General features: G+C 64.5%; 23 protein-coding genes and 1 tRNA gene. 9 read left to right on the forward strand and 15 right to left on the reverse strand.

Annotation, left to right across the window (positions count from 1 at the left end; translation table 11 throughout):
• Window positions 1-5: 5 nt before the first annotated feature.
• Both ACN9M1_RS20865 and ACN9M1_RS20870 read right to left on the reverse strand, forming a co-directional pair.
• The gene (locus ACN9M1_RS20865) at window positions 6-824 is read right to left on the reverse strand and encodes a class I SAM-dependent methyltransferase (RefSeq protein WP_426400479.1); all 819 of its coding nucleotides are present in this window, start codon (window positions 822-824) and stop codon (window positions 6-8) included.
• A 136-nt stretch (window positions 825-960) separates the two neighbouring features.
• Window positions 961-1,911 carry a LysR family transcriptional regulator gene (locus tag ACN9M1_RS20870; protein ID WP_426400480.1) on the reverse strand — a complete coding sequence of 317 codons (951 nt, stop codon included), beginning with the start codon at window positions 1,909-1,911 and terminating at the stop codon, window positions 961-963.
• Between the two features lie 111 nt (window positions 1,912-2,022).
• On the opposite strand from ACN9M1_RS20870, the gene pcaD reads away from it, so the two are divergent.
• Window positions 2,023-2,838, forward strand: a complete 816-nt coding sequence (gene pcaD / locus ACN9M1_RS20875; protein ID WP_426400481.1) for a 3-oxoadipate enol-lactonase — start codon at window positions 2,023-2,025, stop codon at window positions 2,836-2,838.
• Between the two features lie 107 nt (window positions 2,839-2,945).
• A complete protein-coding gene (locus ACN9M1_RS20880) occupies window positions 2,946-3,566 on the forward strand; it encodes a TetR/AcrR family transcriptional regulator (RefSeq protein WP_426400483.1) in 621 nt (206 codons plus the stop codon).
• 3 nt (window positions 3,567-3,569) lie between these two features.
• On the opposite strand, the gene paaE is transcribed toward ACN9M1_RS20880, so the two are convergent.
• From paaE to ACN9M1_RS20920, 8 genes are all read right to left on the reverse strand, one after another.
• Window positions 3,570-4,664 carry a 1,2-phenylacetyl-CoA epoxidase subunit PaaE gene (paaE, locus tag ACN9M1_RS20885; RefSeq protein WP_426400485.1) on the reverse strand — a complete coding sequence of 365 codons (1,095 nt, stop codon included), beginning with the start codon at window positions 4,662-4,664 and terminating at the stop codon, window positions 3,570-3,572.
• 41 nt (window positions 4,665-4,705) lie between these two features.
• Window positions 4,706-5,218, reverse strand: coding sequence for a 1,2-phenylacetyl-CoA epoxidase subunit PaaD (paaD, locus tag ACN9M1_RS20890; RefSeq protein WP_426400486.1), 513 nt, complete (start codon window positions 5,216-5,218; stop codon window positions 4,706-4,708).
• Entirely contained in the window at window positions 5,212-6,012 is an 801-nt protein-coding gene (paaC, locus tag ACN9M1_RS20895; RefSeq protein ID WP_426400487.1) for a 1,2-phenylacetyl-CoA epoxidase subunit PaaC, read from the reverse strand. Before paaC ends, paaD begins: the two co-directional genes overlap by 7 nt.
• A 9-nt stretch (window positions 6,013-6,021) precedes the next feature.
• A complete protein-coding gene (paaB, locus tag ACN9M1_RS20900; RefSeq protein WP_426400488.1) occupies window positions 6,022-6,321 on the reverse strand; it encodes a 1,2-phenylacetyl-CoA epoxidase subunit PaaB in 300 nt (99 codons plus the stop codon).
• 9 nt (window positions 6,322-6,330) lie between these two features.
• Entirely contained in the window at window positions 6,331-7,350 is a 1,020-nt protein-coding gene (gene paaA / locus ACN9M1_RS20905) for a 1,2-phenylacetyl-CoA epoxidase subunit PaaA (RefSeq protein ID WP_426400489.1), read from the reverse strand.
• A 159-nt stretch (window positions 7,351-7,509) separates the two neighbouring features.
• A complete protein-coding gene (locus ACN9M1_RS20910) occupies window positions 7,510-8,958 on the reverse strand; it encodes a DHA2 family efflux MFS transporter permease subunit (RefSeq protein ID WP_426400490.1) in 1,449 nt (482 codons plus the stop codon).
• Window positions 8,959-9,057: 99 nt separating this feature from the next.
• Window positions 9,058-9,489, reverse strand: coding sequence for a VOC family protein (locus tag ACN9M1_RS20915; RefSeq protein ID WP_426400491.1), 432 nt, complete (start codon window positions 9,487-9,489; stop codon window positions 9,058-9,060).
• A gap of 89 nt (window positions 9,490-9,578) precedes the next feature.
• Window positions 9,579-10,010: a YybH family protein gene (locus tag ACN9M1_RS20920; RefSeq protein WP_426400492.1), complete on the reverse strand. Its 432-nt coding sequence runs from the start codon at window positions 10,008-10,010 to the stop codon at window positions 9,579-9,581.
• Window positions 10,011-10,135: 125 nt separating this feature from the next.
• On the opposite strand from ACN9M1_RS20920, the gene ACN9M1_RS20925 reads away from it, so the two are divergent.
• The 3 genes from ACN9M1_RS20925 to ACN9M1_RS20935 all read left to right on the forward strand — a co-directional run bounded on the left by ACN9M1_RS20925 (window position 10,136) and on the right by ACN9M1_RS20935 (window position 13,206).
• Complete coding sequence (locus tag ACN9M1_RS20925) at window positions 10,136-10,780, forward strand: TetR/AcrR family transcriptional regulator (RefSeq protein ID WP_426400493.1); 645 nt, start codon at window positions 10,136-10,138, stop codon at window positions 10,778-10,780.
• Window positions 10,781-10,942: 162 nt separating this feature from the next.
• A complete protein-coding gene (locus ACN9M1_RS20930; protein ID WP_426400494.1) occupies window positions 10,943-11,782 on the forward strand; it encodes a hypothetical protein in 840 nt (279 codons plus the stop codon).
• A gap of 5 nt (window positions 11,783-11,787) precedes the next feature.
• Complete coding sequence (locus ACN9M1_RS20935; protein WP_426400495.1) at window positions 11,788-13,206, forward strand: LLM class flavin-dependent oxidoreductase; 1,419 nt, start codon at window positions 11,788-11,790, stop codon at window positions 13,204-13,206.
• Window positions 13,207-13,268: 62 nt separating this feature from the next.
• Here the strand turns inward: ACN9M1_RS20935 and ACN9M1_RS20940 are convergent, their stop codons facing one another.
• Genes ACN9M1_RS20940 through ACN9M1_RS20950 form a run of 3 tightly spaced genes read right to left on the reverse strand, consistent with a single transcriptional unit; the run spans window position 13,269 to window position 20,203 of the window.
• Window positions 13,269-14,168, reverse strand: a complete 900-nt coding sequence (locus ACN9M1_RS20940) for a transglutaminase family protein (RefSeq protein WP_426400496.1) — start codon at window positions 14,166-14,168, stop codon at window positions 13,269-13,271.
• On the reverse strand, window positions 14,168-16,756 hold the full coding sequence (locus ACN9M1_RS20945) for a circularly permuted type 2 ATP-grasp protein (RefSeq protein ID WP_426400497.1): 2,589 nt from the start codon (window positions 16,754-16,756) through the stop codon (window positions 14,168-14,170). The genes ACN9M1_RS20940 and ACN9M1_RS20945 overlap by 1 nt, the downstream gene beginning before the upstream one ends.
• Window positions 16,757-16,792: 36 nt before the next feature.
• Window positions 16,793-20,203: a DUF2126 domain-containing protein gene (locus ACN9M1_RS20950; RefSeq protein ID WP_426400498.1), complete on the reverse strand. Its 3,411-nt coding sequence runs from the start codon at window positions 20,201-20,203 to the stop codon at window positions 16,793-16,795.
• A gap of 244 nt (window positions 20,204-20,447) precedes the next feature.
• Between ACN9M1_RS20950 and ACN9M1_RS20955 the strand changes: the two genes are divergently transcribed.
• Window positions 20,448-21,536 carry a zinc-binding metallopeptidase family protein gene (locus tag ACN9M1_RS20955; RefSeq protein WP_426400499.1) on the forward strand — a complete coding sequence of 363 codons (1,089 nt, stop codon included), beginning with the start codon at window positions 20,448-20,450 and terminating at the stop codon, window positions 21,534-21,536.
• A gap of 111 nt (window positions 21,537-21,647) precedes the next feature.
• Window positions 21,648-22,163, forward strand: a complete 516-nt coding sequence (locus ACN9M1_RS20960; protein ID WP_426400500.1) for a hypothetical protein — start codon at window positions 21,648-21,650, stop codon at window positions 22,161-22,163.
• Between the two features lie 65 nt (window positions 22,164-22,228).
• Here ACN9M1_RS20960 and ACN9M1_RS20965 read toward each other — a convergent pair whose 3' ends face one another.
• Window positions 22,229-23,182, reverse strand: a complete 954-nt coding sequence (locus tag ACN9M1_RS20965; RefSeq protein WP_426400501.1) for a chemotaxis protein — start codon at window positions 23,180-23,182, stop codon at window positions 22,229-22,231.
• Between the two features lie 120 nt (window positions 23,183-23,302).
• Window positions 23,303-24,208 carry a LysR family transcriptional regulator gene (locus ACN9M1_RS20970; protein ID WP_426400502.1) on the reverse strand — a complete coding sequence of 302 codons (906 nt, stop codon included), beginning with the start codon at window positions 24,206-24,208 and terminating at the stop codon, window positions 23,303-23,305.
• 105 nt (window positions 24,209-24,313) lie between these two features.
• Here ACN9M1_RS20970 and ACN9M1_RS20975 point away from each other — a divergent pair, with 105 nt between their 5' ends.
• A complete protein-coding gene (locus ACN9M1_RS20975) occupies window positions 24,314-25,375 on the forward strand; it encodes an SDR family oxidoreductase (protein WP_426400503.1) in 1,062 nt (353 codons plus the stop codon).
• Between the two features lie 98 nt (window positions 25,376-25,473).
• Window positions 25,474-25,550 (forward strand) — tRNA-OTHER (locus tag ACN9M1_RS20980).
• Window positions 25,551-25,617: the final 67 nt, after the last annotated feature.

Raw genomic sequence — 25,617 nt, forward strand, 5'->3', positions numbered from 1 at the left:
CCCCCTTACGCGGTCACACTGAACATCAGCGCCTGGATCTTTCCGTCGACCGGGCCAGTGCCAAACTGCGCGGACAGGGCACGGGTACACACCTCTGTGGCGTCAGTGAGCGCATCGGGCCCAAATGCCTCCAGTTGGCTGCGCAATGGCGTGCCCTGGCAGTAAGCGGTCGCCACCACGCGCGCGGTGTCTGCCCGGCTGCGTGCAGTGACAACGTCGCATGCGACTTCTGTGGTGAAACCACCAAGGCGAGCGTCTCGCTGAATAGGCGCCGCATCGTAGTGGCCATGCGGCGTGCGCGCCAGAAACATCGGCGGGTTCTCGGGAAAGCGCTTCATCAGCGCGTTCGTCACCGCGTTGGCAAAATCGTTGTCTTCAATCCGGCCCCACACGCTGAAGAGCAGCGTGCCGCCCGGTGTCAGCACACGCCGCGCCTCGGCAAAGGCCTTGGGCCTGTCGGGAAAGAACATCACGCCAAATTGGCAGATCACCAGATCGCAACTGCCGTCGGGAAACGGCAGTTGCTGGGCATCGGCCTGTTGCCAAGTCACGGGGCGGACCGTGCCTACGGCGGCCGCGCGATCGAGCATCGGCGGGTTCAAGTCGGTTGCGACAATCTCGGTGGTTTCCGGCAGCGTACGTGCCAATGCCCGCGTCACCGCCCCGGTACCTGCCGCGACTTCCAGCACGCGCTTCGGCTTGCAGCGCGCAGCCCGCTCGGCCACCTCCACCGCATAGGGCTCGAAGATCAACGGGACCAGCAGCGTGTCATACAGTTCAGGAATCGAGCCGGCGAAGACCTTGTCGGTGCCATGTGCGTCCATCGTTCACCCCCTTTGCCCAAGGGGTTGGTTGGGCATGAATGGTTATAGTCTGGAACCGCGCAGTGGGCACTCCGCCAAGTCGACTAGAGGGCGCGCCTGCCTGGGCAGGGACGAGACGAAAGAGGCATGTGCGGAGCTACGCCCGCTTTCGGGTGGTCGCCCCCGCCTGACGCGGCATACGCCCCAATGCCGGCTTCAGCAACGGCGCATGGTTGCCGAGAAACTCCCACAACCGATTGGCGACCGGCCCATGCGGCTGATCCCGCCGGCGCGCGACCACCAGTTCCTGCACCATGCCGGGAAAATGCCGCCCTGCGATCGATAGCAGCTTCCCTTCGCGCAATTCCGCGTCGATCAGGAAGCGCGGCAGATGGCCCCACGCCATGCCGTGCAAGATCAGCTCCTTCTTCATCAACTGATCCGGCGCGGCGCATTGCGGGGCCCCTTCGATGACATAGTGGGATTGCTCGGGCGGCCGCCGCGCTGAATCATTGATCACGCATTGCATGAAGCGCTGCATCTGCTGCGGCGTGAGCGTCGATGTGATCGGAAACGGCAGAAAACCCGGCGCCACCACAGGCACCATGGCGATGGTGCCCAGGTCGATCCATTCCATGCGCACGTCGCCCTTGGGCACACGGTGGACGATCAGATCGGTCTCGCCCTCCAGCAGGCGCTCCCATGGGCCGGTCACGGCTTCGAACTGCAATTGCAGCCGCGTCTGCGGGCATTGGCCAAAGAACTGGCTAAGCAATGCCAGCACGGGCTGCAGCGGGCAGAGGTCTCCCAACACCACGCGCAACTCGGCCTCTTCGCCCATCGCCAATTGCCGGGCGTGGGTCCGTAACTCATCGCTCTCGCGCAGCAGGGATTGCACCTTGCGATGAAACGACTGCCCGGCTTCCGTCAGGCGCACGCGATAACCGCTGCGGTCCAGCAGGCTCAATCCCAGTTGATGCTCCAGCTTGGTCACCGCTGCAAACACCGAAGGGTGCGAGCGATGCAGCCGATCGGCTGCGGCCTGAAAGCTGCCGCCTGTCACCACCGCATCGAAGCATTGCAGCTCATGAAGCGTGAAGTTCTGCATTGTCGGCAAAACCTACAAGGTTTGTCAGAACTTCATAGTATCCACAAAACGACCCAGCTCCTACGATGACGCCATCCCAATCGTTTCAACTGTCCTGCTCAGGAGCCCATCATGACCCACCGCAACGACCTCTCCTTCATCACCACCGGCGAGGGCGTGCGCATCGCCTATCGCTTTGACGGCGCAGCGGACAAGCCCGTTCTCCTACTGTCGAACTCCATCGGCACCGATCTGCACATGTGGGACGTGACGGTGCCGGGGCTGGCCGAGCACTTCCACGTGCTGCGCTACGACGCGCGCGGCCATGGCGCTTCCGATGCACCGTCGGGCGCGTATTCGATGGACCGACTCGGGCGTGACGTGGTGGAGTTGCTCGATGCGCTTGGCATCCAGCGCGTGCACATGCTGGGGCTATCGCTGGGTGGCATCGTGGCGCAATGGCTGGCGATTCATGTGCCGGAGCGCCTTGATCGGCTGGTGCTCTCCAACACCGCCGCGCACATCGGCCCGACGCAATATTTCGATCAGGCCATCCAGGAGCTGCAGCAAGCGCCCGATATGCAGGCCACGGCAGAAACGTTCCTGCGCAACTGGTTCCCGGCACACATGCTGGAAGCGAACGACCCCGCCGTTGAACCGTTCCGCCGCACGCTGTTGGCCACGCCGCGCGAGGGCATCATCGGCGGCTGGACAGCGGTGCGCGATGCCGACCTGCGCCGCACCATCACGCTGATCCGGCAGCCGACGCTCGTCATTGCCGGCCTGCACGACACCGTGACGTCTGCCCGCCACGGCGAGGAAATCGCGGCCGCCATCCCCGGGGCGCAACTGCGCATGCTCGACACCGTGCACCTGGCCAACGTGGAGTTGCCTAACGCGTTCCTGGAAGCCGTGCTGGACTTCCTGGGCGTGCACGAAACGGCTTGATCCTGCTTGATCCGGTCGATGCCCCGGCACGCGGCATCGACACGGCACGACGCAGCCGGTTAACATGGCGGCCGTTCCGGCCAATGCGCACCGATGTGCCGCCCCACATGTCCCGCGTCAAGAACGAAGACGAATTCGAGCTGCGCCGTGAAAGCGTGCTCGACACCGCCGCCGAGGCCTTTGCCGCCGACAGCTACCCGAGCGTGTCGATGAACCAGCTCGCCGCAGCCTGCGGCGGCTCGAAGTCGCGCCTGTATCACTACTACGAAGGCAAGGAAGCGATCCTGTTCGACCTGCTCGACCGCTACACCAAGCGGCTGGCGGATCTGGTTGAGCGCGCCGAAAGCGACGCGCTGCACGCCAAGCTGTCGGCCCGCGCCACACTGCATCTGTTGGTCCGCACGTTTCTGGCCGAGTATGCGACCTCGCGCACCCGGCATGTGGCCCTGCTCAATGACGTGAAATACCTGTCGCCGGAACAACGCGACATCGTGCTCGCGCGCGAACGGGACGTCGTGGCCGCGGTGGGCCGGCAACTCGGCGCGGCCTATCCCGACAAGGTGGACGATGCCAATCGCACGCCCATCACCATGATGCTGTTCGGCATGATGAACTGGACGTTCACCTGGCTCAAACCCGACGGGCCGCTTTCATATGAGGGCTACGCCGAAATGGTGATCGACATGCTGGAGAGCGGACTCGCGGGTCCGAACCACATCGAGCGCTAGCGTTCAGCGCTCGTCGTAGCTGACCACGACACGCTGCGTGAGCGGCCGCGCCTGGCACGTCAGCACAAAGCCCTGCTGGATTTCCCAGTCTTCCAGCGTGAAGTTCTTGTCCATTTCCACGCGGCCCTCCAACACCTTGGCGCGGCACGTGCAACACACGCCGCCCTTGCAGGCATAGGGCAAATCGAGCCCCGCGCTGAGCGCGCTATCGAGCACCTTGGCGTCGCCGTCCATCGGCACCTCGTGCGATTTGCCGTCGAGCACTACCGTCAACGCCACATCACCCGCCACGGCGGCCCGCTTGCGTGGCTTGGCCGAGGCATCACCCACCGGCACACCAAAACGCTCAGCATGCACGCGCTCACGCGGCACGCCCCGCTCCAGCAGCGCGGCTTCCACCGCATCGATCATCGTGGAAGGGCCACAGATGAAGGCGGCATCGATGTCATCGGGCGGGATCAGGGCATCCAGAAATGCGTGCGTCTTCTCCCCATCCAGCCGGCCGTTGAACAGCGCAACCTCCTGCGGCTGCCGCGACAGCACGTGGTACAGCGCAAAGCGGTCGAGGTAACGGTCTTTCAGGTCTTCAAGCGCCTCGCCAAAGATGATGCTGTCGACACTGCGGTTGCCATAGACCAGCGTGAAACGGCTGTGTGGCTCGGCAGCCAAGGTGGTCTTGATAAGCGACAGGATAGGCGTGATACCGCTGCCCGCCGCAAAGGCCACGTAGTGGCGTGCGCTTTCGGCGGCCAACGGCACGTAGAAGCGGCCGTCTGGTGGCAACACATCCAACGATTGCCCCACGCGGATGCGGTCGTGCAGGTGGTTGGAAAAGACCCCCGCATCGACCCGTTTTACCGCCACGCGCAGTTCGCCATGCGCGTCGTAATCCTGCACGGCGCAGCAGATGGAATACGAACGGCGCAACTCATCCTGGCCAGGCAACTCGCCACGTGGCACGCGCAACGTCAGGAACTGGCCTTGCGTAAAACGGTAGGCGTCACGCAGATCCGGTGGCACGTCGAAGCGCACCGAGATCGTGTCGGCCGTCTCGCCACGCACTTCGGCGACACGCAGAGGGTGGAATTGCGGGGTCATGGCACTCGCTTGGTGTGGCCTCGGTGTGGCCTGGCTGCGGTCTAGTAGGGCTTGAAATAGTCGAACGGCTCGCGGCAGGCGCGGCAGCGGTACAGCGCCTTGCAAGCCGTCGACCCAAACGCAGAGACGAGGACCGTGTCATGCGACCCGCATTGCGGGCAGGCGATGTGCTCAGCCTGCGCGGGGCGCACGATGTGGATTGGGCGGGCGTCGCCTGCCGAGGCCAAATGCGCCGGCGGCGCGATGCCAAAGTCGCGCAGCTTGCGCGCCCCTTCTGCGGTAATCCAATCGGTGGTCCACGCGGGTGACAGCACCGAGCGCACGCGATACGCACCCACATCCGCCGCCTGCAACGCGCGGCTCACATCGTCGGCAATCTGGTCCATCGCCGGGCAACCTGAATAGGTGGGCGTGATCGTTGCCACGAGCGTTCCGGCCTCATCGACTTGCACGTCGCGCAGGATGCCAAGCTCGGCAATCGTGATGACGGGAATCTCGGGGTCGGTCACACCGTCCAGCGCGGTGCGTGCCCGACGCAAGCGTTCGGCTACCACGATGCCCCCGGAAATTGGCGCGCCAGCCCCTGCATCTCGGCCAGCAGATAGCCCATGTGCTCGGAATGCACGCCGTGTTTTCCGGTGCTGACATAGGGGCCAGAGTCGGGCCAGGCGAGCGTGGCCTCGTCCAGGGCGTCACGCACGATGGTTTCCCAGGCTTCGCGCAAATCCGCAGGGCGCACACCGATGCCTGCATCAGCCATGGCCTCTTCCACTCCGTCCGTGGCGAAGAATTCGTTGGTGTACGGCATCAGCCAATCGAGTGCGGCTTGCGCGCGTGCATGCGATTCGTCCGTGCCATCACCAAAGCGCACCAGCCAGTCGCGCGTATGGGCGAGGTGGTAGCGCATTTCCTTGAGCGACTTGGTGGCAATGGCTGCCAGCTCGCTGTCGGCCGAAGCGGTCAGTGCCTGCCACATCGGCACCATCAGCGCGGCATAGAGAAAGTGCCGCACGATGGCGACGGCGTAGTCGCGCATGGCAGCAGAGGTCGCCACCATCGGCCCTGCGTGCGGCAACTCAAGCAGCGTGTAATTGCGGAACGCGCTTTCCGCGCGCCAGAAGGCGTAGTCGTCTTCCGTGCGCGCGGTGCCTGTGAGCGCGCCTTCAATCTGCCCCGCGTGCGTGTAGAGCAAGCGCGCCTGGCCGATCAGGTCGAGGCTGAGGTTGGACAAGGCAATGTCTTCTTCCAGCACGGGCCCGTGGCCGGTCCATTCCGCGTTGCGCTGGCCGAGGATGAGGGCGTTGTCGGCGAGGCGAAGGAGGTATTGCAGATGCGCGTCGGAACTCATCGCCACAACTCACATGTGGTTGACTTCGTCGGGCAGCCGATAGAACGTCGGGTGCCGGTAGATCTTGTCGGCCATCGGGTCGAACAGCATGGGCTTATCGTCGGGCTCGCTGGCGGTGATGGCGGCCGAAGGCACGACCCAGATCGACACGCCTTCCTGCCGGCGCGTGTACACATCGCGCGCCATCTGCAAGGCCTGCTTGGCATCGACCGCATGCAGGCTGCCGCAATGCTTGTGCTCCAGCCCCTGCTTGCTGCGGATGAACACTTCCCACAGCGGCCATTCGTGTTGATGCGTGGTGGTCGTCATCGTGATTCCTCAGGCGGCTTGTTCGGTGGCGGCCGCGCGTTCGGCCTGCTTGCGCGCATAGGCGAGCGCAGCTTCGCGCACCCACTCACCCTCTTCGTGCGCGCGCTTGCGGGTGGCAAGACGCTCTCGATTGCATGGGCCATGGCCATCAAGCACGCGCTTGAACTCGGACCAATCGAGCGGCGAAAAATCGTAATGGCCGCGCGCGGCATTCCATTTGAGCCCGGGGTCGGGAAGCGTCACACCCAGCACGCGGGCCTGCTCGACGGTGGCATCGACAAAACGCTGCCGCAGATCATCATTCGAGATGCGCTTGATGCCCCAGGCCATGGTCTGCGCGCTGTTGGGCGATGCGGTATCGGGCGGCCCAAACATCATCAACACCGGAAACCACCAGCGGTTGACGGACTCTTGCACCATGTCACGCTGCGCCTGCGTGCCGCCCATCATCGTGAGCAACGATTCGTAGCCCTGCCGCTGGTGGAATGACTCCTCCTTGCAGATGCGGATCATGGCGCGCGCATAGGGGCCGTACGAACAGCGGCACAACGGCACCTGATTCATGATCGCCGCGCCATCCACCAGCCAGCCGATCACGCCCACGTCTGCCCAGGAGAGCGTCGGGTAATTGAAGATGGAGGAATACTTCGCGCGCCCTTCATGCAATGCGTCGATCATCTCGTCGCGCGAGCTGCCGAGCGTTTCTGCGGCGGAATACAGATAGAGGCCGTGGCCCGCCTCGTCCTGCACCTTGGCCAGCAGGATCGCCTTGCGCTTGAGCGAGGGCGCGCGGCTAATCCAGTTGCCCTCGGGCAGCATGCCCACCACCTCCGAATGCGCGTGCTGTGAGATCTGTCGCAGCAGGGTCTTGCGGTACGGCGCGGGCATCCAGTCTTGCGGCTCGATTTTGTGGTCTGCGCTAATGCGCGCGTCGAAGCGCGCCTGCAGCTCGGCTTCACCTTGGGGGACGGCGGCCAGTTCCTGTTCGGTGGGCACGCCACCGGGCTGGTCGAGACTTTGGGTGTACATCCGATCCTCCGGCCGCATTGGCGACGTGTGCACGGCACCGCATTCGCGCCGTGTTTGGCATGGATCGATTATAAACCGTCCGACCGGTCGGTCAATTGCATGTTTCACCGCATGCCTTGATAGAGACATGCGGTGAAACCCGCGTAGGGTGTATCCAGGTCAGATGGACGCTGCCGAAGATGCGTCGCCTTGCGCGTGCCCATGCGTGCGGGTGCGCACAAACGCACCGGCCAACACAGAAGCCACCACTGCGGCAATAGCACCTAGTAAGAACGCGAGGTGGTAACCGCCATTGAGCGCGGTCGCGGCATCAGCGCCTGCTGCGGCCAGACCCTCCGTGCGCGCGGCGGCCAGGCTCGCCAGAATGGCCAAGCCCAGCGCGCCGCCCATCATGAAGGACGTATTGACCACACCCGAAGCCAGGCCCGATTCGTCCGGTGCCACATCGCTCATGGCCGCCAGCAACACGGGGTTGAACGCCACGCCCGCCCCCAGCCCCAGTAGCAGCATGCCGGGCAGCACATCCAGCACGAAGCTGCCACCCGCCGGCGCACGCGCAAACAGCACCAGCCCCAATGCGGCCACCAGCAAGCCGAGCGACAGCGGCGCACGAATGCCAAACCGCATCACCAGCTTGGCCGACAGCCCCAACGAGAACACCGCCATGATGATGTTCGCCGGCAAGAACGCCAGGCCCACCTGCATGGCGCTGTAGTCCAGCACGCGCTGCATATACAGCGCAGAGATGAAGAACCAGGCGAACATTGCGGCAGCCCACAGCACGCCCACCACATTGGCAGTCGCCACGTTACGCAGCGCGAACATACGCAGCGGCATCAACGGATGCGATACGCGCGATTCGATGACGAGGAACGCAATCATCAACGCGATGGCGATGCCGAGTTGCGACAGCGTTTGCGTGGAAGTCCAGCCCGCTTCGTTGCCGTGCACGATGGCGTACACCGCGAGCATCAGCGATGCCGTTACGGAAATCGCGCCCGCCACATCCAGCTTGGTGCGATCGGCCAGCGGCTTGCCCGCCGGCAGCAGCGCGACACAGGCGGCATACACCGCCACGCCAATCGGCAGGTTGACGAGAAAGATCCAGTGCCAACTCAGCGCACTCGTCAGCAGGCCGCCCAACAGCACGCCGATGCTTCCGCCGCCCGCACACACAAAGCCGTAGATGCCCATCGCCTTGGCACGATCCGCCGGCGATGTGAACAGATTCATGATGAGCGACAGCGACACGGCCGAGACCACCGCCCCGCCCACGCCCTGCACCGCACGGGCGGCAATCAGCAACCCTTGCGAATTCGCCAGCCCGCACGCCGCCGATGCGAGCGTGAAGAGCGTAAGCCCCAGCAGGAACAGCTTGCGATGCCCAAACAGATCACCCAATCGCCCGCCGAGCAACAGGCACCCACCAAAAGTGAGCATGTACGCGTTGACCACCCAGACCAACGCGGTCTCGGTAAAGTGAAGATCCGCCTGAATGGACGGCAGTGCGACGTTCACGATGGTCGTGTCCAGCACGATCATCAGCACGCCCAGACACAGCACGATCAGGGCAAGCCATCGTTTACGTTCGTCGATGCCATGCGTCATGGAAGCACTCCTTGTTCAACGACGTTGAAGAGGTGAAACGCTTGATGGTATGCAAAAAAAGGCCGCGCTGCGGCGGCCGTTTTCGATGTGCAAGCGTGCTTACATCGGCTTGGGCGCGATCACCATCCACGTGATGCCAAAGCGGTCAGTCACCATGCCGAATGCGTGGGCGAAAAACGTTTCGGCCATCGGCATCGTGACCTGGCCGCCGTCGCCCAGCGCCTTGATGGTGCGCTCGGCGTCGGCCTTGTCAGCCACGCTGACAGACAGCCCGAAGCCCTTGAAATCCGCCTTGCCAGAAGCCATGCCGTCGGACGCCAGGATCTGGGTTTCACCCACGCGGAAAGCGGCGTGCATCACTTTATCGAGCGGAGGCGCCATGCCGCCGCATTGCTCGGCGGTGGGCTGTGCATCCTTGGGCGCATCCTTGTAGTGCATCACCACATCAACTTTGGCGCTCAGCGTCTTCTTGTAGAACTCGAGCGCTTCCTCACAACGGCCTTCGAAGAACAGATACGGTTGAACTTGCATCACAACTCCTTGGGGTAGGGACTGCAAAGCCGCGCATGGGTAACGCAATCACGCGGTTGGGGAAAGCGTTTCTTCGCTTTTCGATGGATTCAACTGCAAGCGGTCTCGGGCACCGGCATGGGTACCGAGGCGTGTTCGTGGACGACCAACCAGCGGCCATCGATTTTGCGGAAGCACACCGTGGCGCGCGTTTGCGCATCGTGCTTTGCACCGTCTCGATACCGCGCACGCAGGCGGTTCACGCTGAAGCAATAGGCCAGGTCACCGCTCACCTCAAGGTGCAATTCGACGAACTGGAAATCCGCCTGGCCATCCAGTGCGTCGAACCAACCTTGCCAGTTGCGGCGATAGGCGTCGGCGCCTTTGACAAACAACGGTGGCATAACGTCAAAAACCACCACGTCAGGCGCATAGTGGCGCATCACGGCATCGCTATCTTTAGCGCGCACGGCCGCTGCCCATGTTTCGATCAGGCTGCGCAACTGCGCTTCATCCTCCGCAACGTCAATTGCATTCGTCATATCAGCCTCCTGAAAGTGCTTGGCATCCTGCACGACAGCGCCTAGTGTTGATTTGTGAACACTGTCCACAAACGATAGCAGACATAATGAACAGTGTCCACATCGCCTTTGCGGAGTTTCATTGCATGACCCAGGAACCACCCCGCCCGCCCGTGCGCTCCACGTATCGCCATGGCGACTTGCGGCGCGCGTTGCTTGACGCAGGTATCGAGTTGGCGCGTGCCGGCGGGCCAGACGCCATCGTGCTGCGCGAGGCGACACGCCGTGCCGGTGTCGCGCCAAACGCGGCATACCGCCACTTCGCGGGGCGGCTGGATTTGCTGCAAGGGGTACGCGCAGCGGCACTCGCGGCGCTAGCGCGCGCCATGGAGGCCGAACTGGACGCCATTGACTCGACTTGGCCGGCAGACGCACAAGCGCGTGCTTCACTGCGCGCCATCGGTGTGGGTTACCTGCGTTTTGCGCAAATGGAAACCGGCCTGTTCCGCACCGCCTTTGCCGTGCCCGACGAGGTGGAAAACGACGCCGACCCCGCCAAAGCCGGCGACAGCGGGCTCAATCCGTTTCAGCTACTGAGCCTCGCGCTGGACCGCATGACCGCCGCCGGTGTGCTCCCCGCCGAGCGCCGCCCCGGTGCTGAATACCTCGCCTGGTCTGCCGTGCATGGGCTCGCCCTGCTCATCATCGATGGCCCCTTGCGCAGCCGCCCGCCGGAGCAAACCGGCGCCATCGCTCTGCGCGTGGTCGAGATGGTGGAGAACGGCCTATAGCCGAGCGACGAGCGCCTTGTGCGCATAGCGTCTGACGACATGCGCAACGCTTCGTTTGCCTGCGTAAGCTTCAATGCAACGATGACCGCCTCGCTGCACCTGCCCACCCGGCGGATGCATGCCCCATCAACCGGAGCGACCCTCCGCGACGAGGATGTCAACGTGACCCAAGCCCATCTCGAAACCACCGCCACCGCCCACACACGCTACGGCGCCGCGCTGGAAAAAGACCTGTTCGACCGCGTTGCCGCCGTGCATGCGCCACACCTGCCGCCCGCGCGTACGGAACCGCCGCGCGACGCGCAAACGCCAGAAGAACTGGAAGGCGTGATCGACTACGCAGCGTGGAACGCCGCGCACGATCTCTTCATCGTGCAACTGGCCAGCGCGGGGTTGGACCGGCTCTTTCGCGACGAGCCCGACTTTCAGCTCGCGCTGTCGCGCCAGATTGGTGATGACGGTTTTCACGCAGTCGCCTCGCGCGAGCGCATTCGCGTGCTGTCGGGGCGCGATCAGATCGAGCGCATCGCGCAGGATGTACGCCATCACTGGGACATCCTTGGCGACTACCCGCTGACAAGCCAGGCTGCCTTTCTCGCGTGGGAATTCCACTACGAGCATCACATCCTCGCACGGCTGCAGGTCAACCGACGCACGTCGCGCGTGCTCGATGTTGCCAACCGCGACTTTGCCGAGAACCGCATCATGCCGGACGAGGAAGTGCACCGCATCCTCATCACCGAGTGGTGGCACAACAAGCTCGACGCTGCGTCGGATGGCGAGCGCGAACAGCTCGTCGGTGAAGTGCTAGAAGCCGACGACAAGCTGCAAGTACTGCTCGGTGACTACCTGCGCGAATCGTGGGCGTTGAACGAACGCGCAGCCGGTATCGACACGCGCAACTACATACCGCTCTACGACGCATGGCGGCGCGAAATTCTGGGCGTACTGCTGCAACGCCCCGCCGACAGCCTGCCCGCCCTCACCAGCCTCGGCGCCTGACTGCAATGGCCAAGAAACCGATCCTGCTCAACGCGTTCAACATGAACTGCGTGGGCCACATCAACCACGGCCTGTGGACCCACCCGCGCGATACCTCCGCCGATTACCGCAAGCTCAGCTATTGGACCGACCTCGCCAAGCTGCTGGAACGCGGCTTGTTCGACGGCCTGTTCATCGCCGATATCGTGGGCGTATACGACGTCTATCAGCAATCGGCCGACCTGACGCTGCGCGAGTCGATCCAGTTGCCGGTGAATGATCCGCTGATGCTCGTTTCCGCCATGGCCGGCGTGACGGAGCATCTCGGCTTTGGCCTGACCGTCAACCTGACCTACGAGGCGCCGTACCTGTTTGCGCGGCGCTTTTCCACGCTCGACCACCTGACCGAAGGCCGCGTCGGCTGGAACATCGTGACCGGCTATCTGGACAGCGCCGCGCGTGCCATGGGCCTGCGCGAGCAGATCGCGCATGACGAGCGCTATGACCGCGCAGACGAGTTTCTCGATGTGGTCTACCAACTGTGGGAAGGCAGTTGGGAAGACGATGCGGTGCTGCGTGATCGCGCTGCACGCGTGTTTGCACAGCCCGACAAGGTGCACCGCATCCAGCATCACGGCCGCTACTACGACGTGGAGGGTTACCACCTGAGCGAGCCTTCTCCGCAGCGCACGCCGGTGCTGTTTCAGGCGGGTTCATCCGCGCGCGGGCAGACCTTTGCAGGGCAGCACGCGGAGTGCGTGTTCCTCTCGGGCCAGAGCCAATCGGCCACGCGCGATCAGGTGGCGCAGTTGCGGCAAGCCGCCGTGCAGGCTGGGCGCCGCGCGGAGGACGTCAAAGTCTTCATGGGCATCACCGTCGTGGTCGACAAGACGGAAAAGCTTGCACGCGAAAAGCTCGCCGAATACCAACGCTATGCCAGTGCGGAAGCCGGGCTTGCGCATTTCTCGGCGGGCTCTGGCGTCGACTACTCAATCTATGCGTTGGACGATCCGCTGCGCGCGGTGAAGACGAATGCGATTGAGTCATCCATCCGCCGCGCGACTGGCGGCGACACGCAGTTCACCGTGCGGCGCCTGCTCGATCAACTCGCTTTGGGGGGGCGCTACGCCACCATCGTTGGCGACCCGCAGCAGGTCGCGGACGCGCTGCAGCAGTGGATGGATGTCACCGACATCGACGGCTTCAACCTGGCGCGCACGGTAACGCCGGAAAGCTACGCCAACTTTATCGACCTAGTGGTGCCGGAGCTGCAGAACCGCGGTGTCTACAAGACCGCGTACGCACCGGGCACCTTGCGCCGCAAGCTGTTTGGCACCGACCGTTTGCCGGACGCGCACCCGGGCGCGCAACGGCGCCGGCAACCCGCACAGGAGCTGGCGGACCATCCCCAAGCATTGGTCGCCGGCGCGCCCAGCATCTGTTAAAGAGATGTCCTTGTTCATGAGGCTCCCCACTGCGCTACGCAATCTGCCTTTCGATCACGCGTTCAGGCAACCATCACGTCTCGCACGCTGACCGCCACGTCCACCTTGTGCTCACCGCCGCCGAGGATCATGCCGCGCAGCAATGAAACGTCGCTGTAATCGCGCCCGATGGCGAGGGTGACGTGATCCAGATCGGCCAGCACGTCGTTGGTCGGGTCCAGATCCACCCAGCCGCTTTGCGGGCAGAACACCGACACCCACGCGTGCGAGGCATCGGCACCAATCAGGCGCGGCTGTCCGGCCGGGGGTTCGGTCCGCAGATAGCCGCTCACGTAGCGCGCAGGCAGCCCCAGTGCACGCAGGCAGCCGATCATCACTTGCGCAAAGTCCTGGCAGACACCCCGGCGAAGCTCAAACGCTTGCGTGGCCGGCGTATCGAAAGCGGTGGCGGTGGGCGCGTACTCAAAGTCCGCATGCAGGCGATGCATCAGGTCGATGGCGCCTGCCACGATCGGCGTGTCCGCTGCAAAGCTTGCACGCGCATAGCGCTCCAACGCAGGGCTCAGTGCGATGTTGGGCGAGGCAAAACAGAACTCCGCTTCGGGGTAGAACACCGAACCGGCCTGATACCGCAGGCGCTGCGCCACAGACTCCCATGCCGGCGTGGCGGCTGGGTCCAGGTTGGTCCAGCGTGGCAGCAGGCGCACCGTGGTCTCGCTGGTCATGCGCAGGCTCTCGTGCGGGGTATCGAGCGAGAAATACAGCACGTCGTTGCCGAAGCCATCCACACGGCTGGTCAGGTATGACGGCGTGGGCTCGATCTGCTCATCGTGCGCGACGATCTCCTGCCATGGGCACGCACGCGGGCGAATGGTCGCCAGATGCTGCGCCGTCTCGACGGCCGTTGCGTAGTGATAGATCGTGCTGTGGGACACCGTCAGAAGCGCCGCGCGTGCATCCATCAGGCCACCTGCGCGGTTGGTGTGCTGGCGTGGCTGAAGTAGCGCGCGCTGATCTCGTTGGATGCGGCGGCCACATAGTCGCCCAGCTTGTCGCACAGGGCGATGAGGTTGGCGTAGCGGCCATCGGCATCGGTCTCGCACAGGGCTTCCAGCGAGGGCAGCGTCTCGACCGCAGGCATCAGGTCGGCAAATGGCGGACGGCGTGTATCGGCCGCAGCGTGCTCGATCTGCGCCAGCTTCGCCCGCAGCCGGTCGTACACGCCGTACAGTCCGCGCGGGTTGGTCGATTCGACCACCAGCAAGTCCAGCAGTGCCGGCACCTCCAACCGCCCCGGATACAGCGACCGATACGTGAGCGTGCTGTCGAACAGTTGCAGCAGCAGATCGAACCCCTCGGCGGTGGCCAGCTTGCCTCGCTCGGCCATCACGCGCAGGAACGTCGCCATGGCCCATACGCGCTCGATATGGCGGCCGGCAAACAGCAGGCGCCAAGCCTCGTCACGCGTCATGCGGTCACCCTGCGCACCGCTGATGGCGGAGAGCTGCGTCGCCAGATACTCGAGCAGATCGACCAGCGCCACACGGTCGGGCGGGCCTTCGGCCGTGAGGTTGGCCAGCCCGTCACGGAAATCATTGCGCGCGGCGAGGATGGTTCTCCAGTGGTCGTTCGACAGCCGCCCTCGCACCTCGCCCGACGAGCTCGCCTGTGCAGCCAGGCATTGGCCAATACCCGCTGTGCCCGACTGCTCGCTCAGCCCCGTCACCAGCGCGCGCTCAAACGCGCTCGGGCTGCTGCGCGCGAACACATCGGCACTGAAGATCAGGCCGCATTCGGCGGCCAGCTCCGTCAGCGTGCCGAACATGGTGTCGGCGTCGTTGGCCTCCAGCGAGCCGAGAATCAGGCGGCATAGGCGCACGCCGTTTTCCGCACGCTCGCCATAACGGCCGGACCAGAACAGGTTTTCTGCCGCGCGACTCGACACCGTGCGGTGCTTGCGCGCAAGGTCCGCCGGCCGCATCGGCGAGGGCAGCAACGTAAACGGCGCAGCCGGCTGCGGCTGATTCGACAGCACCCAGGTATCGACGCTGCTGCCCCCCATCTGCATGGAGGGGGAGACTTGTCGCTCGGCGGCCAGGCGCGTGAAGCCACCGGGCATGACGTGCCAGCCGCCGGCCATATCGGCAATCGCAAACACGCGCAGCACAGACGGCCGCCCCGCGAGCATGCCGGCCTCGTAGCGCGGTGCGCAGGAATACGGCAACGGGGCCTGTACCGTAAAGGTATCCGGCGCGCTGTCAATGCGGGCGCGCCAGTCGGCCAGCGATTGCGGGCCGCCCGCCATGCCGGGTGGGCCATCGGGATGGTTTCCGGGCCAGGTAGGCAACAGCAGCCCAGCGGACAGGCGGCCCTCCGCTTCATCGCGCGCCAATGCCTCGCCGCACCACCATGTCGGCACGCTGGGCAAAGCCAGCGGCTCGCCCAACAGCGCCCGCGCAATTCCCGGCAGGAAGCCCAGCATGGCTGGTGATTCGACAAACCCCGCGCCGGGCACATTCGACACCATCACGTTGCCCGCGCGCATCACCTGCAGCAGGCCCGGCACGCCAATGGTGGAATCGGCGCGCAACTCCACCGGGTCGCAGAACACGTCGTCCAGGCGGCGCAGCACCGCGTGCACACGCTCCAGCCCGTTGAACGTCTTCAGGTAGAGCTTGTCGCCGCGCACCGTCAGGTCCTTGCCCTCGACCAGCGTCACGCCCAGGTAGCGCGCCAGGAAAGCGTGCTCGAAATACGTTTCGCTGAACGGGCCGGGCGTAAGCAGCGCAATGTGCGGCGAATCGCCTGCCTCGTCGGCGGACATCGTGGTGCGCGCGGCGGCGGCCAGCGTGCTGATCAACTGCGAATACGTGGGCGCCAGGCGCGTGGCATGCAGCTCGCGAAAGGCATCGGCAAACAGGCCGGAAACGATCAGCCGGTTCTCCAGCGCATAGCCCAGGCCGGACGGGGCTTCGGTACGATGGCCGACGACCATCCAGTTGCCGGTGGGCGCGCGGGCCAAGTCCACCGCCACAATGTGCAGGTACTGCCCGCCCGGCGGCGTAAAGCCACGCACCGCACGCAGATAGCCAGGATGGCCAAACACCAGCGCCGGCGGCACCAGCCCCTGGGCGAGCAACGATTGCGGCCCGTAGGTATCCGCCACGATGGCGTTGAGCAACCGCGCGCGCTGCATCACGCCCTGCTCGATCACCGCCCAGCTTTCGTGGTCAATCAGAAAAGGCAGCAAGTCGAGCGCCCACGGACGCGGCTCGCCCTTGTCGGCGTAGACGTTGTAGCTGATGTCGTTGTCGCGCACCTGCTGCGCGACGGAAGCGCGGGCCTGCTCCAGCCCGACCAAGCCGCCGATCCCCCCCTCGCGCACATGCTCGAAAAACTGCCGCCACGGCCCGCGCAACGCGCCCGTGGCGTCGCGCAGCTCATCCCAGTGGCCCTCCCGCACCGGCAACATGCGGAGGAGGGCCAGCACATCCGCGTGGGCGGCTGCGGGCTGTAGTGGATCAAGCGGCAGGGTCGACTGATAAGACAAGATCGGCTTGGCTGGAAGAGCTTGGCTGGGAAAAAATTAATAGCGGCGCAAATCCAGCGTAAACGGAAACTCCAGACTGCGCTCGGGTGCCCGCACTTCCATGGGCCCGGGCGTGTGCCCGATGGTGAAGAAGCGCGCGCGGCGGCGGCTTTCCGCCTCGTAAGCGTTGACTGGAAACGTCTGGTAATTGCGTCCACCCGGATGCGCCACATGATACTGGCAACCACCCAGCGAGCGGCCGGTCCACGTGTCGGCCAAGTCGAACGTCAGCGGCGCATGCACGCCAATGGTCGGGTGCAACGCCGACGGCTGCGACCACGCCCGGAACCGCACCCCCGCCACCTGCTCGCTCACGCGGCCGGTTGGTTGCAATGGCAAGGGAGTGCCGTTGACCGTCACCACGTGCCGGTTCTCGTTCAAGCCCAGCACGCGCACCTCCAGCCGCTCGACCGACGAATCGACATAGCGCACCGTGCCGCCCTGCGCGCCCTCCTCGCCCATCACGTGCCAGGGCTCCAGCGCGCCGCTGAGCGTGAGGCAAATCCCGCCCGTATGCAGCTCGCCCACCAGTGGGAAGCGGAACGAAAAATGCGGTGCAAACCAGTGGGGCTCGAAGGCATAACCCGCTTCACGCAGGTCGGCCAGCACGTCGTCGAAATCCATCTGCACAAAGGTGCCGAGCAGGAACCGATCGTGCAACTCGGTGCCCCAGCGCGTGAGGCGCGTGGTGTACGGCGTCTTCCAGAAGCGGGCGACCAGCGCGCGCAGCAGCAGTTGCTGCACCAGGCTCATGCGCGCGTGCGGCGGCATTTCAAAGCCGCGCAGCTCCAGCAGGCCGAGGCGCCCCGTGGGGCCGTCGGGCGAATAGAGCTTGTCGATGCAGAACTCGGCGCGGTGCGTGTTGCCGGTCACGTCGATGAGGATGTTGCGCAGGATGCGGTCGATCAGCCAAGGCTGAACGTTGGCCGCACCCAGCCGATCGAGCTGGTGCTGCAGCTCAGCAAAAGCGATCTCCAGCTCGTACACCTGATCATTGCGGGCCTCATCCACGCGCGGCGCTTGGCTCGTCGGCCCGATGAACAGCCCCGAGAACAGATACGACAGCGACGGATGGTTGTGCCAGTACGCAATCAGGCTGGCCAGCAGATCGGGCCGGCGCAGGAACGGGCTATCCGCCGGCGTGGCCCCGCCCAGCACGAAGTGGTTGCCGCCGCCGGTACCGGTGTGGCGGCCGTCGAGCATGAACTTCTCGGTGCTCAGGTACGACTGGTGAGCCGACTCGTACAGGTATTCCGTATGGTCGACTAACTGGTCCCAGTTGCTGGCGGGGTGGATGTTGACCTCGATCACGCCGGGGTCGGGCGTCACCTGCAGCAGCTTCAGGCGCGGGTCGCGCGGCGGCGGATAGCCTTCGATGACGACCTGCACGCGCAGTTCGGCGGCGGTGGCTTCCACGGCGGCCAGCAGGTCGAGGTAGTCGTCCAACACCGTCAGCGGCGGCATGAAGACGTGCAGCTGGCTGTGGCCAGAGCCGAAGGTGTCGTTCTCGACCTTGGGGCCGGCGGCGCGGGCGGGGTCGCGCGCTTCCACGCACACCGCGGTGCGGTGGACCCACGAGGCGGATTCGTTCTGCGCGGGCATGCGGGCATCGGCCCGCGAGCCGGTGCCGAGCGCGGCCGATGCGGCTTTCGCTCCCACTGCAGCGCCGGCAGCGTCGCGCTGGTATTGCATGCGCAACTCCGTCGCCGTGCGCAGCGGCGCGCTCGGGCCGAACGGATCGTGCGCATGCTGATACGGGTAGTCGCTCTTGCTGACCCACGGCAGTGAGTCGAGCGGCAGGCGATAGCCCATTGGTGAATCGCCGGGAATCAGGTACATGCGGTCATCGCGGAAGACCCACTGGCCCGTCACCCAGCGCGCGCCAGCCAGCGTGGCATCGTCATTGCGCGCGAGCGGCAGCACGTAGCCCGTCACGGCAGACAGGCCGGCGTCGAACACGCGGCGCAAGCGCACGCGCTCCATTTCATCGTCGAGCCGCGATTCAAACGGGTCGACATTCACCGGCAGGCGCCGCTCGCGCCAGAGGTAGTACCACGTGTCTTCGTAGCCGGGCTGGATGCATTGCTCGTCCACCGACAGCTTGCGCGCCAGATGGTGGAGGAAGCGCTGCGCGTCGTCCGACGTGTAGCGGCCGGGCTCGCGCTCGTCGGCAAACAGCGTTGGATCGCTCCAGCAGGGCTGGCCGTCGGTGCGCCAGTAGAGCGACAGCGCCCAGCGCGGCAACTGCTCGCCGGGGTACCACTTGCCCTGGCCGATATGCAGGAAGCCGTTGGCGCCGTAGCGCTGGCGCAGCTTGTCCATCAGCCCGACGGCGTAGCTGCGCTTGGTGGGGCCGAGGGCGTCGGTATTCCACTCGGCAGCATCGCGGTCGCGCACGGCCACGAAGGTGGGCTCGCCGCCCATGGTGAGGCGCACGTCCATGGCGTCAAGGTCGGCGTCCACCTGCGCGCCCATGCGCACGACGTCTTCCCAGTGCGCTTCGGTGTAGGGCTTGGTCACGCGCGGCGCTTCCAGCACGCGCGTGATCGACATGGTGTGTTCGAACTCCACCTCGCATTCATCCACCGCACCCGAGATAGGTGCCGCGCTGCCAGGCTCCGGCGTGCAAGCCACAGGGATATGCCCCTCGCCCGCCAGCAGGCCAGAGGTGGGATCAAAGCCAATCCACCCGGCACCGGGCAGGTAGACCTCGCACCAGGCGTGCAGGTCGGTGAAGTCCACCTCCGTGCCGCTGGGGCCATCGACGGCTTTCACGTCGGGCGTGAGCTGCAGCAGGTAGCCGGATACAAAGCGCGCTGCCAACCCCAACTGGCGCAGCGTCTGCACCATCAGCCACCCCGTATCGCGGCACGAACCGGAGCCCAGCGACAGCGTTTCTTCCGGCGTCTGCACACCGGGCTCCATGCGGATCAGGTAGCGGATTTCCTGCTGCAGGCGCTGGTTCAACTCCACCAGGAAATCGATGGTGCGGCGCGGCGTGCGATCAATGCTGGCGACAAACGCGGCAAAGTGCGGCGTCATCTCGCGCTTGACGAGGTAGGGCGCCAGCTCGGCAGCCAACGCATCGTCGTAGGTGAAGGGAAACGCCTCCGCCTCGGGCGTCAGGAAGAAATCGAACGGGTTGTAGACCGCCATCTCGGCGACCAGGTCGATGGTGACCTTGAACTCCCGCGTCTTGTGCGGAAACACCAGCCGCGCCTGGTAGTTCGCAAAGGCGTCTTGCTGCCAGTTGATGAAATGCTCGGCCGGCTCCACCCGCATGGAATACGAATGGATGGGCGTGCGGCAGTGCGGCGCCGGCCGCAGGCGCACCACCTGCGGCGACAGCTCGACGAGCCGGTCATAGCGATAATGGGTAACGTGGTTCAGCGCGACTCGGATCGACACACGGACTCCTCGGTGGCTCGTAATGACGTGCCGGCGCGGTGCCGGCGGGCAGTTCAAGCAAGGTTCATGCCGTTTGTGCGGCATACCCGGCTTGGGGCGACGGACCATCGTGCCACGCGTGTACGACCGTGCGTATGACACGCCAATACGGTACAACGCTTGCTGGATGGCTCGCCACTGCAACACCACCATCTTGGTTGGGAAGCCCCCCAAAAGCCAGCCCTTGCCCCTCCCTTGGAGCACCATGAAAACGTTCCACTGCAACCGTTGCCAGCAACTCGTCTTCTTTGAAAACGTCTTGTGCGAGCGCTGCAACGCCCTGCTCGGCTACCTGCCCGACGTCGGCGAGATCAGCGCGTTTGAACCCGCCGACGCGCCAGCCGAGGCCGCAGACAAGCACTGGCGCAGCCTGCACCCCGAGGCACAGGGCCAGCTCTACCGCCAATGCCACAACTACGCGGTCGAGAACGTCTGCAACTGGATGATCCCGGCTGATTCGCCCGACACCCTGTGTCGCGCCTGCCAGTTCACCGAGACCATCCCCGACCTCCACGTGCCGGAAAACCGCTTCTACTGGTACCGACTGGAGGTCGCCAAGCGGCGGCTGCTCTATACGCTGATGACGCTGGGCTTGCCGCTGGAATCGCGCCTGGAGAACCCCGAGACCGGGCTGACGTTTGCGTTTCTGGAAAACAAGGAAGACAGCGAGCCCGTAATGACCGGCCACCACCACGGCCGCATCACGCTCAACATTGCCGAAGCCGACGACGCCGCGCGCGAAAAAGCCCGCACCGAACTGGGCGAGCCCTATCGCACGCTGCTCGGCCACTTCCGTCACGAATCCGGGCACTACTTCTTCGACCGGCTGATCGCTGGCAAGCCGATGTGGGAAGCCGCTTTCCGCCTGCGCTTTGGCGATGAACGCGCGAGCTATGCCGATGCCCTCAAGGCCTACTACGACAATGGCCCGCCGGCTGACTGGGCGCAGCACTGCATCAGCGCCTACGCCACCATGCACCCCTGGGAAGACTGGGCCGAAACCTGGGCGCACTACCTGCACATGGTCGACGCCCTGGACACCGCCGTGTCATACGGCCTGGCACTGCTGCCCGACCACCCGCAAGAGCCGGAACTGACCGACCAGACCCCCGTGGAAGAAGCCAGCTTCAACAGCCTGATGAGCCGCTGGTTTCCGCTCACCTACGTGCTGAACAGCCTCAATCGCAGCCTGGGCCAACCCGATGGCTACCCGTTTACGCTGGCATCCCCCGTGATCGACAAACTGCGTTTCGTGCACCGCATCATCGCGGCATCGGCCAAGAAGCCCGCTTGATCGCACCAATATTGTGCGGCACGGGCGCCAGTTTGGATCGAGGGAATATTTCGGGTGGCTGCGGGGTTTACCATCTGGAAGGGTCAATCCCCGCATCCCCCGGAGAACGCCATGCCAAACCAACTCGGCAGATGGATCAGCCTGGCGGCACTTGCGCTGTGCGCGTGTGCCTCGCTCAACCCCGTGCAAACCGCGCAAAAGATGATCGGCCAGCCGGAAAGCGCCGTGCGAGAAACCTTTGGCGCACCCACCGAGACCTATCAGTTGGCCAACGGTACGCACCGCTGGATCTACTCCAAGCAGCCGCTCGGGCACGAGGTGTATGCCGCCGATTTTGACGCCAACGGCAAGCTCACCAACTACCGGCAAATGTTGACCGAAAAGGAAATCTACGAAGCCCGCCCCGGTGTATGGACCAAGCGCGATGTGCTCGAACGCTTCGGCACACCGAAAGAGCCGACGCAGTACTACCGGCTCATGAAGCGCGAGGCGTGGTCATACCGGATGTACGTTGCCGGCTATCAGCAAGCGCATTTCAACGCCCTGTTCGATGACAACGGCGTGCTGGACCGCACCATGATTGTGGTCGACCCACTGGGCGGCAATGACCGCGACGCCCGCAAATAAGGCCGGGCGCGTGTCAAACCGGGCGGCGCATTGCACGCCGCCCTTGCATACGGAGGGGTGTTAGATCAGCCCAGCGCCGAGGCAATCGCCTGTGCCAGTTCGTTGGCCTCGAACTTGGCGACATAGCCATTGGCGCCGACGCGGCGCACGTGGTCTTCATTGGCCGAGCCCGACAGCGACGAGTGGATCACCACCGGAATCGACTGGAACGCCGGCTCAGTCTTGATCTTGCGCGTGAGCGTAAAGCCATCCATCTCGGGCATTTCCAGATCGGTCAGCACCAGGGCGATCTTGTCGCGCACGGTCTTGCCCTCGCGGGCGGCGTCACGCGCGATGTTCTGCAGCGTGTCCCACGCCTCCTGGCCGCTCTTGGTCATCACGTACGGTGCGCCCATGGCTTCCAGGCCGTTGGCGATCAGCGTGCGCGCCAGACCGGAATCGTCCGCCACCAGCAGCTTGGCGCCCGGGGGCAGCTTGATGGGGCGCTCGTCATTGTCGGGGGCGAGATCGGTGCGGCGCGTCGGGAACACGTCGACCAGGATCTGCTCAACGTCGATCACCTGCGCCAGGCGCGAGTTCTCGGCATTGCCGTCCAGGCGCGCCAGGCTGGTGATGTTGCTGCTGCCCACGCTCGCCTCGGCCGGGAAGATCTGGCTCCATTCCAGGCGCACGATCTCGTCCACCTCTTCCACCGCAAAACCCTGCGTGGTGCGCGCGTATTCCGTAATCAACAGAATGTTGGCGCTGCTGTTCTTGGTGCCGATCACGCTGGCGAGGTCGATCACCGGAATGATCTGGCCGCGCACATTCACCGCACCCAGGATGTGGGCGCCGGCATCCGCCACGTGCGTCACGGGCGGCATGACCATGATCTCGCGCACCTTGAACACGTTGATGCCGAACATCTCGCGCTGATTGGAGCGCGCAGATTCGCCCAGGCGGAACAGCAACAGTTCAAAGCGGTTGTTGTTCGTCAGATTGGTCCGTTCATCGACTTCGTGGTGCGAATGCTGTGACATTGCGTCTTCCCCCGGTTCAAGCACACGTTATGTGGCGGTAAACGGCATGCCGCCAGCCAACTTGAAGGGTTTTACACATGTGAACGTCACGCCCTTCCATCGGAGGGGGAAAACAGCCGCCTAGGCAACCTTGACGTGCGCGACCAGAAAGTCCAGAAATGCCCGCACCCGGGCCGGCAAATGTGCACCCTGGCCAACATAGACGGCATGGATGTCTTCGGTCTCGCCCGGGTCGTAGTCTTCCAGCACGGGCACCAGGCGGCCGGCGTCGAGATCGGCGTGCACTTGAAACGCCGCCAAGCGCGCCACGCCCAGGCCAGCCACGGTCACCGCACGCAGGGCCTCGCCATCGCTGATTTGCGTGTTGCCCTGCGGTATCACCTCGGTGCGGCGGCCCCGCTTGGTAAAAGTCCAGCCGCTGACCGCACGCGCGTAACTGAACGCCAGACAGTTGTGATTTGCCAGATCGGCCGGCGTGCGTGGCGTGCCCATGCGTGCCAAATAAGCGGGTGCGGCCACAACCATCAGCCGCGTCTGCCCCAGCTTGCGCGCAACCAGCCGCGAGCTCTTCAGCGGCCCACTGCGCAACGCAACATCGGTGCGATCTTCCAGCAGATCGATCACACGGTCGGTGAGTGCGATGTCGAGCGACACCTGCGGATGGCACGCCAGAAACGCCGGCACGATCGGCAGCAGCAAGTGGGTGCCGACCGGCACATTGGCGTTGACGCGCAACCGCCCCGAGGGCTGCGCGCCGGATGAAGCCTCGCGCTCTGCCTCATCCAGGTCCGCCAGCACCGCCACGCTGCGCTCATAGAAGGCCGCACCTTCGGGCGTGAGCTGGAAGCGCCGCGTGGAGCGATTCACCATCCGAGCGCCCAGCCGTGCCTCCAACCGCGCCACCAGCTTGCTCACCGCCGACGGCGTCATCCCGCACGCCCGTGCAGCCGCGGAAAAACCGCCCTGCTCCACCACCCGCACGAAGACTTCCATCTCGCCAAAGCGATTGACATCGAGCCGCGACATTGTGATTTCAATTCATAGATGTTGTGCTTCAAGGCAGTCTATCGCACAGATACCTCGCTTCGCATACTGGTCGTCTTCCTTGCCATCCACCTCAAAAACCACACCATGGCTACCGGAAACAAAGTCGCGCTCGTCGTCGGCGCGCAAGGCGTGATCGGCCGTAACTTGATCGACCACTTGGCCACGCTGGACGACTGGCACGTCGTCGGCCTGTCACGCCGTGGCGGTGAGTCGGCCGAACGTGTGCACCACATCGCCGTCGACCTGCTCGATGTGGCCGACACGCGCGCCAAGCTCAGCGCACTCAGCCACGTCACGCACGTCTTCTACGCTGCCTATCAAGACCGCCCCTCCTGGGCCGAACTCGTGCCGCCCAACCTCGCCATGCTGACCAACGTGGTCCATGCCATCGAGGCCGTGGCACCCAGCCTTGCACACATCAGCCTGATGCAGGGCTACAAGGTCTACGGCGGCCACCTTGGGCCCTTCAAAACCCCGGCGCGCGAAACCGACGCGCACTTCATGCCGCCCGAATTCATGTTCGACCAGCAGACGTTTCTGCAGGCGCGCCAACAAGGCAAGGCGTGGACATGGTCGGCTATTCGCCCGTCGGTGGTCGGCGGCTTTGCGCTGGGCAACCCGATGAATCTGGCGGTGGCGATTGCGGTGTATGCATCGATGTCGAAAGAACTCGGCCTGCCGCTGCGCTTTCCCGGCAAACCCGGCGCGTACGTCCGCCTGCTGGAGATGACCGACGCCGGTTTGCTCGCCCGCGCCACCGTGTGGGCCGCCACCGAACCACGCTGCGCCAACCAGGCCTTCAACATCAACAACGGCGACCTGTTCCGCTGGAGCGAAATGTGGCCCAAAATTGCGCGCTACTTTGATCTGGAGGTCGCCCCGCCGCTGCCCCTGTCGCTCGACACCGTCATGGCCGACAAGGCGCCGCTCTGGCAAAGCATGATCGCCAGACATGGCCTGGCCGACACGCCGTATCGCGATGTGTCTTCATGGCGCTTTGCCGACTTTGTGTTCTCGTGGGATTACGACATGTTCGGCGATGGCTCCAAGGCACGTCGCTTCGGCTTTCATGACTATGTGGAGACAGAAGCCATGTTCATGCGCATCTTCGATGACTTGCGGCAACGCAGAATCATTCCGGGTTAGAGCGTCCGGATGCCTCTGCCCACCCCATGAACTGGCCGATCGGGCTAAGGGGATGTCCCGACTCGGGTTTCCTCAGGAAGGGTCGATATAGTGAACACGGGACGGTAGCTCATGGGTCGAGCAGTAGCGGACAACCGCTGCAGGCAGGCAGGTTCAACTCCTGTACGTCCCACCATCTTCTTATTCGCTTACGATCAGCGAAATCCGAAAATCGTCGTATTTCAAGGCTTTGCGGACGATCT

Source organism: Ralstonia sp. R-29 (genome assembly GCF_049913345.1).
GTDB lineage: Bacteria > Pseudomonadota > Gammaproteobacteria > Burkholderiales > Burkholderiaceae > Ralstonia.